12 protein-coding genes are annotated in these 12,984 nt (G+C 73.8%); all 12 read right to left on the reverse strand.

Annotated features, from left to right (window positions below; genetic code table 11):
* Positions 1 to 65: 65 nt before the first annotated feature.
* From EOINJALH_RS31590 to EOINJALH_RS04360, 12 genes are read right to left on the reverse strand one after another with little or no spacing between them, the layout of a single operon-like run.
* A complete protein-coding gene (locus EOINJALH_RS31590; RefSeq protein WP_158219650.1) occupies positions 66 to 1,571 on the reverse strand; it encodes a haloacid dehalogenase-like hydrolase in 1,506 nt (501 codons plus the stop codon).
* The gene (locus tag EOINJALH_RS04310; RefSeq protein ID WP_158219651.1) at positions 1,568 to 2,923 is read right to left on the reverse strand and encodes a lipopolysaccharide biosynthesis protein; all 1,356 of its coding nucleotides are present in this window, start codon (positions 2,921 to 2,923) and stop codon (positions 1,568 to 1,570) included. Before EOINJALH_RS04310 ends, EOINJALH_RS31590 begins: the two co-directional genes overlap by 4 nt.
* Positions 2,920 to 3,330, reverse strand: a complete 411-nt coding sequence (locus tag EOINJALH_RS04315) for a hypothetical protein (RefSeq protein ID WP_158219652.1) — start codon at positions 3,328 to 3,330, stop codon at positions 2,920 to 2,922. The genes EOINJALH_RS04310 and EOINJALH_RS04315 overlap by 4 nt, the downstream gene beginning before the upstream one ends.
* On the reverse strand, positions 3,327 to 4,061 hold the full coding sequence (locus EOINJALH_RS04320) for a hypothetical protein (RefSeq protein WP_088279085.1): 735 nt from the start codon (positions 4,059 to 4,061) through the stop codon (positions 3,327 to 3,329). The genes EOINJALH_RS04315 and EOINJALH_RS04320 overlap by 4 nt, the downstream gene beginning before the upstream one ends.
* Positions 4,058 to 5,161 carry a glycosyltransferase family 2 protein gene (locus tag EOINJALH_RS04325; protein WP_088279086.1) on the reverse strand — a complete coding sequence of 368 codons (1,104 nt, stop codon included), beginning with the start codon at positions 5,159 to 5,161 and terminating at the stop codon, positions 4,058 to 4,060. Before EOINJALH_RS04325 ends, EOINJALH_RS04320 begins: the two co-directional genes overlap by 4 nt.
* Before the next feature lie 51 nt (positions 5,162 to 5,212).
* Positions 5,213 to 6,055, reverse strand: coding sequence for a glycoside hydrolase family 16 protein (locus tag EOINJALH_RS04330; protein WP_088279087.1), 843 nt, complete (start codon positions 6,053 to 6,055; stop codon positions 5,213 to 5,215).
* Positions 6,052 to 7,263 carry a glycosyltransferase gene (locus EOINJALH_RS04335; RefSeq protein WP_088279088.1) on the reverse strand — a complete coding sequence of 404 codons (1,212 nt, stop codon included), beginning with the start codon at positions 7,261 to 7,263 and terminating at the stop codon, positions 6,052 to 6,054. Before EOINJALH_RS04335 ends, EOINJALH_RS04330 begins: the two co-directional genes overlap by 4 nt.
* Positions 7,260 to 8,186 carry a glycosyltransferase family 2 protein gene (locus tag EOINJALH_RS04340; protein ID WP_088279089.1) on the reverse strand — a complete coding sequence of 309 codons (927 nt, stop codon included), beginning with the start codon at positions 8,184 to 8,186 and terminating at the stop codon, positions 7,260 to 7,262. Before EOINJALH_RS04340 ends, EOINJALH_RS04335 begins: the two co-directional genes overlap by 4 nt.
* On the reverse strand, positions 8,183 to 9,337 hold the full coding sequence (locus EOINJALH_RS04345) for a glycosyltransferase family 1 protein (RefSeq protein WP_088279090.1): 1,155 nt from the start codon (positions 9,335 to 9,337) through the stop codon (positions 8,183 to 8,185). The genes EOINJALH_RS04340 and EOINJALH_RS04345 overlap by 4 nt, the downstream gene beginning before the upstream one ends.
* Positions 9,327 to 10,823, reverse strand: coding sequence for a hypothetical protein (locus EOINJALH_RS04350; protein WP_088279091.1), 1,497 nt, complete (start codon positions 10,821 to 10,823; stop codon positions 9,327 to 9,329). The genes EOINJALH_RS04345 and EOINJALH_RS04350 overlap by 11 nt, the downstream gene beginning before the upstream one ends.
* A gap of 33 nt (positions 10,824 to 10,856) precedes the next feature.
* Positions 10,857 to 11,951, reverse strand: a complete 1,095-nt coding sequence (locus EOINJALH_RS04355; RefSeq protein WP_144289862.1) for an acyltransferase family protein — start codon at positions 11,949 to 11,951, stop codon at positions 10,857 to 10,859.
* A gap of 8 nt (positions 11,952 to 11,959) precedes the next feature.
* Entirely contained in the window at positions 11,960 to 12,973 is a 1,014-nt protein-coding gene (locus tag EOINJALH_RS04360; RefSeq protein ID WP_088279093.1) for a polysaccharide biosynthesis tyrosine autokinase, read from the reverse strand.
* Positions 12,974 to 12,984 lie beyond the last annotated feature (11 nt).

The raw sequence follows: 12,984 nt of genomic DNA on the forward strand, positions 1-12,984 counted from the left end.
GCCCATCGGCCTGCCCAGCGAAAGACGCGTCCACCAGGAGCAGCACCGGTGGCGCGCCCGCCGGGTCAGCGCAGTCGCTGCGCATGGTGCCTCGCCAGGCCGGACCGAAGCCATCGCTTGACCACGCCCCCGTGCGCCCGCCAGCCGCACCAGAGCAGCGCCGGGCACCAGGGCAGCAGGGACGCGTCGTGACCTGCCATGCCCGCGCCCACCAACCAGGCGCAGGCCAGCGCGCCGAAGACCACCAGGCGCACGGTGCCCTTGGGCAGGGCATTGGCCGCGGCGCGGCTGCCGCGGCGGTAGACGAGGTACTTCACCCACATCATCGTGGCCTGGGCCACGCCCAGCGCCACGCCGGCAGCCGCCACCGGCAAGACGACGAACAGCCCCAGCGACTTGGCGATCTGCAAGCCGGCATAAGGCAACACACGGTGTGCCGGGGCAAGGCGGTTGTAGACCGCGTAGACGGCCCGGGTGAACAGCAGCACGGCCATCCAGCGCCCCAGGGTGGCCACGGTACCCAACGGCCCGGCGTCACCGGGCACCGTGCCGAACTGCAGCACCAGGCTGCCGGCGACCGCCAGCACCAGCGCCCACGCCCAGGCCCGACGCACCAGCAGGGGGTCGGCCAGCGCGGCCGCGCCGGCGCGCACGGCTGGGTGGGCCTCGCGCCGTGCGGCAAGCTGGTCGTTCTCCTGATAACCGATATCGTAAACGGCCAGATACGATGCAAAGAGCAGCAGTGCCCCCAGCAGGCGTGTGGCATCAACGCCCGGCCCGCCCGACACGGCCAGCAGCGCGATGGCGAGATCGACGAACACCACCTGATCGAGTGCGTGGCGGCGCTCGAACTTGGCGCCGAACGCATAGGCACCCGGCAGGTAGTGCAGCCGCCCGCCGTCGACTGGCTGCCCTGCGGGCTGCACGAGGTGGGGGCTGGCCACCTGATCGAGCAGGTCGGCGTCGTGCAGTGAATCGGTGACGAAGATGGCGCCACGCAGTTCGTCGTCTGTCAGCACCTGCCGGACCATGTCGAGCTTGCCTCGACGCGCCGGGCCACGCAGGTGCCACAAGGGCGTGCACACCCTGGGACAGTCCGCCCAGCGGCTGCCAGCCAGCATCGGACCGATGACGGCCTCGAAGCCGAACGAGACGATCACCACCCGCTGCGGGTCCACCGCGGCCAGTTCCCGGGCCAGCGGGTGGTCGCTGTGCCGGGCCCACAGACCGTGTGCCCGCCGTCGCCAGCGCCACAGGTTCCAGGGCGTCACCAGCACGATCAGCAACACGCGCCAGCGGTCGCGTGCGAGTTGCCATGCATGGGCCTTCAGCACCCTCGCCGGCAACAGCAGACGCACCAGCAGCAGGACCAGCGAAACGATCAGCGAGGGCACCGCGGCCTGGATGAAGCGCTCGGTGCTGTTGGACGCGAACAGCGTGTGGTCGAAGTCGAGCAGCACGCGAGCCTGGGGTCGCTCGGCCAGAGCCTGACCGACCCGCGCGGCGTCGCTGCGGCCTGTCGAAGCCCGCTGGGGCACAGCGCCGTTGCCCTGATCCGCCGACGCGTTCACCGGGGTTCCTTCGGGCTGCAGCCTCCGGCAGCGGACCTCTCGGCGGCCCGGCGCACGTCGCGCCGCAGCAGCACGACGCAGGCCAGGCCCACGCCCAGATCGCACACGACACGGGCGACGGCCGCGCCCCGAGCGCCGTCCAGCGCCGCGGCGCCGAACACCGCCAGCACGCCGATCAGGGCCATGCCGACGCTGACCTGCGACAGTGCGCGCTCGAGGCCGCGCGGCACGAGCACGTAGATGGCCATCGCACTGTTGAAGGCCCCGATCAGGAACAGCGGGCTCAGCCATCGCATCGTCTGGCCCACCCCCTCGAAGCGGGGCCCGAGCCACAGCGACAGCACCGACGGCATCACCGTCAGCGTCAGCACCGTGGCCACGGCGCCGACGAGGCACACCACCCGCACGGCCAGCCGCTGTTCGCGCGTGAGCAGGGTGCTGGCCACCGGGCCGGCCTGGCTGAGCTGGCGCGAGAACCACGGCATCAGCACCTGGCCGGCCGGGCCCAGCAGGCCCAGCGCCACCATCACCACCTTCTCGGCGGTGCCGAACTGCATCACCTGCTCGGGCGTGGACAGCGCCGACAGCGCATAGGTGCCCACCACGGCCATCAACATGGCCGCGCCGCCGTTGATGAACAGCGGCGCCGCCTGCTTCAGCAGCACCAGACCCTCGCGCCACGGAGACGGTCGCAGCGCCAGGTGGCGGCGCGCCAGGCCGTAGGCCCAGGCCGAGGTGAGCACACCCTGCGCCAGCAGGGCCGCCATCACCCAGGGCGCGTCGGCCGGGCCGCGCACCAGCCAGGCCACCAGGCCCAGCGTGAGCAGGCAGCCGGCGCCTTCGATGAGCACCGGCGTGGTGAAGTCGAAGCGGCCCTGGAAGTACCAGCCCAGGTTGAAGCCGCTGATCACGCCGCACAGCACCGCCAGGCCGGCCACCAGCGGGTGCGCCGCCAGCAGCGGCGACGCCAGGATGGCGCCCAGGCCCACCAGCGCCGCCACCGGCATCAGCAGCAGCCGGCCGGTGATCTGGCGCGAGAACTCGGCCTGCCGTTCGGCGTCGGTGGACGTGGCCGCCAGGTTGCGCGCTCCGGCGAAGGAGAAGCCCCAGTTCTGCACCGACCAGACGATGTTCTGGGCGGCCATCGCGGCCAGCACCAGGCCATAGGCCGCCGGGCCCAGCGTGCGCGCGTACAGCGGGATCAGCAGCAACAGGTAAAGCGAGCGGAAGGCATAGCCACCATAGGCCGAGAGCAGGCTCTTGGTGAGTCGCGGCGCGGCGGCGGCCGGTGCGTCGAGGCGCCGACCGCCCAACGGCGCGGGCAGCGAACGCAGGTCGGTCGGGGCCGTCATGCCGGCACCTCGGCCAGGCCGCTCGGGCCCAGCACGGCGTGGTAGCGGCGCTGGCATTGGGCCCAGCCGAACAGCGCCACGGCGTCCCGCCGGGCGCCGCCGTCGGCCCCCACCGGCCGCGGCTCGGTGGCCAGCGCGCGCACGGCCTGGACCAGGTCGTCGTCGCTGGCGAAGCGGCGCACGCCGGGCAGGCGCTGCTCGGCCCAGCGCACGAAGCTGCTGTCTCGGGCCAGGATCACCGGCACCCGGCCGGCGGCCTCGAAGAAGGCACCGCTGACCAGCATCGACGCGTCGGCATGCGGCAGGATCAGCACGTCCAGCGCCGTCATCTCGCGATCGAAGGCGGCATCGTCGAGTTGGCCGGGCAGGAAGCTCACCGCCGGGGCCAGCCCGCGCTGGTCGATCACCGCGCGCAACTGTGCGGCATAGGCCTCGGTGGACCTGCCGCGGATGTGCAGCGGCAGGCCGGCCGGCCAGACCCCCAGCAGCGCATCGATGCGCTTGTAGGGCCGCACCGCTTCGGCCTGCTGGGCGCGGCGGCGGGGGCTGCGGCGGGTGGTGGTACCGATGGCGCGGCGGTCGGCATGCCGGTCGTCGAACCGGGCGCGTCCCAGTACAGCGGGTGCGGCAGGTACTCGGCGCGGTAGCGGTCGGCACAGGCCGGGTCGTGCACGACGCGCCGGTCGGCCACCCAGCGCAGCAGGCCCACCAGGGCCACCGACACCCGGCGCTGCCAACCGGCGGTGTCGTGCACCGCATGGTCGTGGACGAAGTAGACGCGCTGCGCCCGCGCCAGCAGCAGCACCAGCAGGTAGCAGGCGAACTCGAGCAGGCCGCGCAGGTGCAGCGCCTGCTGGGTGCCCTGGTGACGGAAGGGCCGCGTCTCCAGCCAGTGCAGCGTGATCAGGTTGCCGGGCCGCAGCAGGCCCCAGGCGCGGGCACTGAACAGCGTGCGCAGGTTCAGCGGCTGCACGTCGTAGCCGCTGTCGGCCAGCAGTTGCTTGTGCAGGTCGATGTAGCGGTTGGTGCTGTTGGTGAAGGGCGAGACAAAGGCGGTGCGCGGCCGTAGCGCGGCGCCGGCCACCGCCTGCGGCGTGCCGCCGGCGCCGCCGGGTGCGGCCACGCCGGAGCCGCTCATGGCGACACCCCGGCGCTGCGGGCCGACCGGCTGGCGGGGTCGCAGACGTAGCGGGCCGCGCGCAGCGCCAGTGGCCGCGGCGCCACCAGCAGCCAAGCGGCCCAGGCCATCAGCCCCAGCTTGCGCGGGCCGCTCAGCCCGTCGCGCCACCAGATGGCGCGCAGCATGTCGCGCAGCCGCGGGCCGGCCTGGCGCAGGCCGGGGCGGCCCGCGGGGTCGAGCAACAGCGCGGTGGCGTAGGCGGTCTTCTCGATCGAGAAATCGACCCAGCGCAGCGGCACCGACAGCGTGCCGCCGCTGCGTTCGGCCACCCAGCCGGCGAAGCGGACCACGCGCGCCTGCAGGCGGTCGCCCAGGCGCTGGCCCTGCTCGGCGTTGCCGAAGTTCAGCGCGCTGTCGGCGCGCGGGAACTGGTGCACCCGGTACAGGCCCAGCGGGCGCTCGCAGGCCGCGACGGTGCCGAACAGGGTGCTGCCGTAGATGCAGAAGAAGTCGGCGCCGTGGCGGTCGAGCGCGTCGACGGGCAGCGGGAACAGGCGCTGCAGCACGCTGCGCCGGTAGGCGTTGCCGGACGCCGGTGGCGACGCATGCGGCACGCCATGGCGCAACAGCCGTGTCGCGACCTCGCCGCGCGCCAGGCTGGAGGGGATGCTGGTGCCCAGCGGCTCCCCCTGCGGGCCGATCAGCTGCAGGCGGAAGTGCAGCTTGGCCACGCCCTGCGCGAAGCCCTCGGCCACCTGCTGCAGCGCGTCGGGCAGCAGCAGGTCGTCGGCATCGAGGAAGAGCACCACATCGCCGTCGGCCTGGGAGAAACCGGTGTTGTACGCCGCCACCTGGCCGCCGTTGGCCTGCACGATCAGTTGCACGCCATGGCGCGCATAGCCGCCGATCACCTGCACCGAGGCGTCGGTGGAGCCGTCGTCGACCACCACGATCTGGCACGCCGGCCTCGACTGCGACAGCACCGAGTCGAGGGCCGCGCCGATGAAGCGCGCGTAGTTGTAATTGCAGATGACGACCGAGATGCGCGGGTCGGGCAGCGCCGGCAAGGGCACCGGCGCGCCCGCGTCGACGGGTTGGGCAGTGGCATCGGCGCTCATCGATGGCTCCTGGTCAGGCGGGGTGGGCGGGTGGCGGGCGTCATGTGGGCCTCATGCGGCCGCCCAGGCCCGCACGTGGTCGACGTCCATGCGGTGCTCGCCCGGTTCGATGTCGGGCTCGATGGCCAGGTTGACCAGCACCGTCAGGCGCTGCTCGCGCATGTCGGCCGGCGCGGCCACGCGCCACACCGGGCGGCGGTTGAAGTAGTACGTGATCGCATCGGCCGTCACCATGGCGCCGTACAGGTTGAAGTCGTCGGGGCGGGTGTCGGCGCCGTAGGCCGTGGCATTGCCCTGGCCCCAGGCGGGCCGCCCGCTGCCGTTGGGCCACAGGTGCGCCACGCAGCGAAACTGCTGCGGCTGGCGGCCATAGAACTCGACGACGTCGATCTCCACCCGCGGCCCGGCGGGATGGGTGGCCACCAGCCAGAACGCCGGCCACACGCCGCGCGCCAGCGGAAAGCGCAGGCGGGCCTCGAAGTAGCCCAGGGCCTGCCGGAAGCCGCCGCCGGCCCGGTCGCTGGACGCCAGCAGGCCGGTGGTCCAGCGCCCGCCCGAAGCCGCGTCGCCCCGCCGCGCCGTGATGCGCAACAAGCCGTCGGTGGTGGCCCACGCCTGGCCGGGCCCGGGGTCGGTGAAGCGGGCCGCGCCGAAATCGCCGTTCCAGGGCGTGTGGGCGATCCACTTCGACGGGCCCCACGCGCTGACCTCGGGGGGTCGGTCGAAGTCCTCGGAAAAGCTGAGCCGGTGGCCGGACAGGTCGAGCGGCGCAAGCCCCTCCTCGGCCACCGAGCCCGTGGCCGTGCCGGCCAGGCCGCTGCCCACCAGGGCCAGCGTCTGGCGGCGGTTGGGGGCGTGCCAGCCCGCGGGCGGGCTCTTGTGACGTTGGCTCATGCCCGCGCCCTGCGCAACAGTTCCAGCACCGGCGCGGCCTCGTCCGACGGGGCCACCGGCGCGGCCCGCAGCGCGCGCTGGTGCTCGACCCACTGGCTGAAGCGGTCGCGGAACGCGACCTCGGAGAAGCGCTCGGCCTGCCGCCGGCAGTCGGCTGGGTTGATGGCGCCGGACGCAGCGTCGAAGCGGGCCACCGCATCGGCCAGCGCGGCGGCCGTCTGCTCGTGGAAGAACAGGCCGGTGACGCCGTCGACCACGGTGTCGAGCGAGCCGCCGCGGCCGAAGGCGATGACCGGGGTGCCGCAGGCCATGGCCTCCACCGGCGCGATGCCGAAATCCTCCTCGGCCGCGAACACGAAGGCCCGCGCCTGCTGCATGGCCTGCACCAGCGCGGCATCGTCGACATGGCCGCGCACCTCGATGTTGGCGTGGCCGGCGGCCAGCGCGCGCACGCGCGGCAGGTCGGGGCCGTCGCCCACCACCACCAGCCGGTGCTGCGGCATGTCGGCGAAGGCCTGCACGATCAGCGGCATGCGCTTGTACGGCACCATGCGCGACGCGGCCAGGAAGTACCGGTCGCGGCCGCTGCCCACGGTGAAGCGATCGGTGGCCACTGGCGGGTGGATGACGGTGGCGCTGCGGCGGTAGGCCTTGTGCACGCGCTGGGCGATGAAGCGGCTGTTGGCCGCGAAGGCATCGACGCCGTTGGCAGATCGCACGTCCCAGCCACGCAGGTAATGCAGCAGGCCACGCGCCAGTGCGCTGCGCAGGCCGCGCTCCAGGCCCGATTCGCGCAGGTACTGGTGCTGCAGGTCCCAGGCGTAGCGCATCGGCGAGTGCATGTAGCTGAGGTGCAGCTGCGACGGCCCGGTGACCACGCCCTTGGCCACCGCGTGGTTGGACGACAGCACCAGGTCGTAGCCCGACAGGTCGAGCTGCTCCATGGCCAGCGGCATCAGCGGCAGGTAGTGGCGAAAGTGCCGGCGCGCGCCGGGCAGGCGCTGCACGAAGCTCGTGCGCGGCACCCGGCCCTGCAGGCGGTGGCGGTCGGCCTCGGGCAGGAAGTCGACCACCGTGAACAGGTCGGCTTGCGGGTACAGCCCCAGCCACTGCTCCACCACCTTCTCGCTGCCAGCCCAGGTGGCCAGCCACTCGTGCACGATGGCGATGCGCAGAGCGTGCCCGGGCGGGCGGGTCATGTCGTTCATCGCAGCGTCTCGATGCGGCGCGGGTGGCAACGGCCCGCGACCAGGTCGCGCATGGCCATCAGGTTGCCGCGCAGCCGGCCGCGGTAGTCGACCAGCGGGTGATGGCGCAGGCCGCGCACGCTGTTGGACAGCAGGTGGCGCAGCACGAAACGCAGCGCGCGGCGTCGCTCCATCGTGCCCTTGCGGATGAGGTACAGCGGGTTGGCGATCTGCGAGTACCCAAAGCGCAGGCCCGAGGTGCGGCCCGACTTGACGCCCAGGTGCACGCCGATGCAGCCGGGCTCGTAGAGGAGCGGGCCGTGGCGGCGAGCCAGCGTGGAGAGGTCGAGGTCTTCCTGCCAACCGTACAGCGGCAGGTTCTCGTCGAAGCGGTAGCGCTCGCAGACCGTATCGATGAAGACCATGTTGCAGCCGTAGGCACAGGCCACCTCGCCGGGCTCGGTGCTGCCATGCCAGTGCGGGATGGGGGGGCGGCGGCCGTCGAGCAGATCGTCGGCGTCCGCGGTGGTCAGGCCCGCGGGCAGGTGCGCGCCGTCCCCGAGCAGGCGGCCGGTCAGGCCCATCGCGTCGGGCCGGGCCAGCAGCGCGTCGCGGCAGGCCCGCAGCCAGGTGGGGCCGGGCCAGAAGTCGTCGTCGAGGAAGGCGACGGCGTAGCGGCCGGTCTCGCCTTGCGTCTGGCGCACCGACCGCAGGTGGTCGAGCGCGCTGTTGCGTTGGGCGCAGGAGCCGGGCGCCGGGCACACCATCACGTCCACCGGGGTACCGGCGCGGCCATCGACGTCGCGCACCGGGGCCACGTCGGACTCCTGCGTGCCGGCCACCACGATGCGGTCGGCCGCCAGCACCTGGCGCTGCAGCTGGCGGCACAAGGCAGTCGCCAGCTCGGGCCGGCCCCGCGTGGCGATGACGATGTAGAGCTTCATGGTGACTTGTCCTGGGCCAGGGTGATGCCGGAGTGGTGCGCGAGATGCGGCGCGGCCTGCGGCAGCAGTTCGCGCATGGCGTCGAGGTGCACGCGGGCCGCCGCCCGCCAGCTGAAGCCCGCGGCGCGCTGCAGCCCCGCGGTCGACATCGAGGCGCCGAGCGAGGCATCGGCCAGCACGCTGCCCAGCAGGGCCGCCAGCTCGGCCGGCCGGTCGGGGGCAAAGTAGCGCGCGGCGTCGCCGCAGACCTCGCGCACGGCCTCGGCGGTGGACGCCAGCACCGGGCAGCCCTGGGCCATGGCCTCCAGCGGCGGCAGGCCGAAGCCTTCGTAGAACGACGGGAAGACGAAGCAGCGGGCATGCCGGTACAGCGCCAGCAATTGCGCGTCGCTGACCCGGCCGACATGGCGCAGCGACAGCGACAGCGTGGCGCCGCGGAACACGCCGGGGTCGGCGGCGCCCACCGCGACGCACACCGGCGCGGCCTCGCCCAGCAGCGTGAGCGCATCGACGATGGCCTGGAAGTTCTTGTTCGGTGTGGGGCTGCTGACGGCCAAGATGTAGGGCCGATTCAACAGGCCGTGGCGCACCAGCACCGACGGATCGGGCACCAGGCGTTCGTTCTGCTGCCAGCCCTCGAGCGTCACACGGGTGCGCTGGGCCGGCACGCCGAAGCAGGCGGTGGCCTCGGCCGCACTGAAGCGCGACACCGACATGATGATCGGCAGCCGCGGCCCCAGCCGCGCCAGCACCAGCCGGTACCACGCGCGGAACGCGGGGCTGTAGGTCTGCGGCATGCGCACGACCGCGGCATCGTGCACGGTGATCGACTGCCGCGCCTTGGCGATCGGACCGGTGCTGGCCAGGCCCCACAGCAGCTGGCCGCGGCTGTGCCACGGCAGTTCCAGTTGCTCCCACAGGTGCCCGCGCAGGCGGCCGACGCAGCGCGCCTGGATGTGCGCCAGCGGCGGCAGGTTGGTGCCGGCGGGCGCCAGCAGGCCCAGCGTCGGCAAGCTGCGGTCGCCGCGCGCCAGCTCGGCGTCCATCGCCCGCAGCACCTCGCGGGCATAGCGCTGCACGCCGGTCACCGGCTGCGTGAGGAAGCGGCCGTTGATGACCACGTCGGGCCGTGCCGGCTTCTCATCGGCCATGGTGCACCCCCGCGCCCGGACCGATCGGATCCCAACGGCCGCCCGGCGTGCCGTCGCGCGGACGCCCGGCGCCCCACGCCGGCCGCACGCTGCCGCCCGGCCGCCAGGCCGGTGCGAACGCCGGCGCCAGCACCACCCGGGTGGTGACGCCGGCCAGCAGGTAGAACAGCACGCCCAGGTCGAGCACCGAGGCCGACACCGTGGCCGCGCAAAGCAGGGCCAGCATGCCGTGGGCTGCGGCGGCGCAGGCCGCCGGCGGCCGCGGGGCGACGAGGGCCCGGCCGCCGGTCTGTGCGACGAAGCCGACGAACAGCAGCGTGCCGATCACGCCCAGGTTGGACAGCAGCACCAGCGGGTAGCTCGAGGCCCGCGTGCTGCCGACGCCGACGCCCAGGCCCCAGGTGTCGGTGAAGGCCAGCCAGGCCTGGCGGTTCCAGAAGCTGCGCTCCTGCCCCGACGCGCTGTCGAGCTTGGTCCATAGGGTGGTCTGCACCATGCGCACGACGCCGTCCAGCAAGGGCGGCCACAGCAGCAGCGCGGCCACGACCGCGCACGCGGCCAGCAGCGCCAGCAGCGCGCCCCGGCCCAGCCGCAGCTCGCGCGGTGCCTGCAGCAACCGCACCCCCGCGCTGGCGGCATAAAGTGCATAAAGCAGGGCCAGGCCGCCGAAGGCCGTGCTCGAGGTGGACAGCAGCAGCGCCATCAGCAGGCCCACCGCCAGCGTGGCCGACAGCGCGGGCCGGTGTCCACCCCGTGCCAGCGCCCGGCACACCGCATGCAGGGCCAGCGTGAAGACGGCGAATGCCGACGATTCAGGGAAGGCGCCGGACAGGCGGTTGAGCCCGCCGACCTCGCCGCCCAGGTGGATGGCGTAGCCGGCATTGGCGAACGGCGCCAGCAGGTTGGGCGCGCCGGCGTACAGGTGCAGGCCCTGCAGCAGCGCGGCCAGCAGGTTGACGGCGCTGACCAGCAGCAGCGCATCGGCCACCTGGCGGAGCTGCACGCCCTGGCGCAGCAGCCGCGCCACGGCCATGAAGCACAGGCCGCCGAACACCAGGTAGGCCAGCTGGTTGAAGTTGCCGGCCTGCGGCGCCAGCGGCACCAGCCGCGTCGCATTGCGCAGGCCCATCGAGACGATGGCGATGACCTCGGTGGTGCCGGCCAGCAGGCGCGGCGCGAACACCGTCAACAGGCCGGCCCAGACCAGCAGGGCCAGCAGCGTGCGGTCGGCGCCCGCCGCCGGGCTGGCCGACGGCGCCGCGACGCGGCCCGCCGGCACGAGCCAGCCGCGCAGCCGCGGCGCCCAGGCATGCCACATCACCGGCAGCATGGCCACCACCGACAGCAGCAGCGGCGAGCCCGAGCCCAGATGGGCCGCCGCGGTGGCGCCGAAGGCGCAGCTGACGATGGCCAGCGCCAGAGCCCACGACGGGTCGCGCCAGATCCAGGGCAGCAGCAGCAGGGCGAGAAAGGGCGTCGGGGTCATCGCCGCGTCCTCCGCTGGGCGGTCATGCGCGCGTCAACCACGGTCCAGCCCCAGCCATGTGGCCACGCCAACGCGCTGGGCCGCCCACTGCACCAGGCAGGGCAGCAGCAGGCCCATCGCCACGCTGACCACCAGGATGGCCTCGGCCGGCACCGCGACGGGCAGGCGCATCATCGCCACGCGGCAGCCGGCCACGGCCATCACGTGCATCAGGAAGATGGCCATCGAGCGTCGCCCCAGCCAGGCCAACAGCCGCTGCGTGGAGGTGCCGGCGCGGGCCACCGCCAGCAACACCATGGCCACGCCGGCCAGCTGGGCGCCCAGCGTCTGCGGGGCCTGGTGCGCCACCTCGTGCGCCCGCAGGCCCGGCACCTGGGCCAACAGCAGCGCCAGCGCGAGCAGCGGCGCCGCCAGCACCAGGGTCTGGCCGCCTGCCGCCTGCAGCCAGGCGCTGAAGCGGCCGCTGCCCAGGGTGGCGCCGGCCGCGTACCACAGCAGGAAGGGCACGTAGAAGCCCACCGCCGGCCAGCCACCGCCGCTGAGCACGAAGCCCAGCAGCAGCAGCGCCGCGGCGGGCAGCCACGCGGCCTGCCCACCGAGGCGGCCGCTGGCGTAGGCCAGCAGGTGGAACAGCGCCAGCGCGTGCAGGAACCAATACTGCGAGGCGGGCGCCCAGAGCAGTTCGACCAGGCGCCAGGCGGACAGCGCGGCCGGCGTGTTGACCGCCGCGCCGGCGGCGTGGATAACGGCAAGTTGCAGCGTACTCCAGAGCAGGTAGGGCCAGACCAGGCGGCGACCCAGCCAAGCCAGGAAGGCGGGCGGCGCATCGTCCAGCCGCCGGGCCACGAACAGGCCCGACAGCACGAAGAACAGCGGCATGTGGAACAGGTAGACGGTGTAGTGCGCCCAGGCCATCCAGCCGTCGGCCGGTGCCAGCCGCGCGGCCATCAGGCCGATGAAGGCATGGCCCAGCACCACCAGGGCGATGCCCACGCCCTTGAGCGCGTCGATGCCCCGGTCGCGGACCGCCGGCTGGGCGCGCGCCGCGGCCAGCGTGCGATCGGCACTGCCGCGGTCGACCGGGATCGCGACGGCAGCGCGCAGATCGGGTGGAGGGGCGATGGCCATGCGGGTGCTCACCCTTGGTGGAAGACCACGCCGTGCAGCCGGGCCGGGCCGGCCCGCAGCGCCTGCACCAGCCGATGCACCGGCGCCATCGCCGTGCGCCCCGGCCGGGCCACCACCAGGGCCGAGCCACAGCGGGCCGCCAGCACCCGGGCATCGGCGCCGTGCGCGGCCGCCGGCGTGTCGACGATCACCTGGTCGAAGCGCTCGAGCCAGCCCTGCATCAGCAGCGCGAACGCCGGGCGCTCGATCAACTCCAGCGGATTGGGCGGCTGGCCGCCCGCGGGCAGCAGCGACAGCCCGGGCAGGCCGTCGACCCCGCACGGCGCCGTGTCGGGCTGGCCGCCGAGCAGCGCGCCCAGGCCCATCGGCCGGTCGAGCCCGAACAGCCGGTGCACGCTGGGCCGGCGCAGGTTGGCATCGACCAGCAGCGTGCGCAGGCCGAGCTGGCTGAACGAGATGGCCAGGTTGGCGGCGGTGGTGGACTTGCCGTCCCCGACGCCGCTGCTGACCACGGCCAGCGCGCGCCGCGGCGCGTCGTCGGCCACGCCGCTGCCCATCAGCTGGCTGCGCAGGCTGCGGTAGTGCTCGGCCGCCACGCCGAAGGGGTCGTGCGCCACCACCAGTTCGGGCGCCAGGCCGCAGGGGCCGGGCGCCAGCAGCGGAAACTCGAACTGCCGCGCCAGTGCCTGCAGCAGTTGCTCGCGGGTCACCAGGTCGAGCGACAGCGCCGCCTCGCCGAAGCGCAGCCCCTTGGCGCGCTGCAGGCTCAGCACGGCCTCGATCTGCGCGTCGTCGAGCAGGGCCGATTCGCGCAGGTGCTGGCCCACGGCGCGGTGGCCGGCGCGCGGCGCCTGCGGACCGGGGCGGTCTGGCGTGGCATCGACGGACGGTTCGCAGGCAGGTGCCGCAAGGTCGGGCTGGCTGCGCAACGGCTCGACCGACGGCGTCGTCGCAGGGCCGCGACCTGGGCCGCGATCGGCACGCAACCAGGCGCGCCAGGTGGGGGGAACGACGAAGGCCATGGTGTCCTTTC

The sequence above is a fragment of the Ideonella sp. A 288 genome, from assembly GCF_002198735.1.
Lineage (GTDB): Bacteria > Pseudomonadota > Gammaproteobacteria > Burkholderiales > Burkholderiaceae_C > Pseudaquabacterium.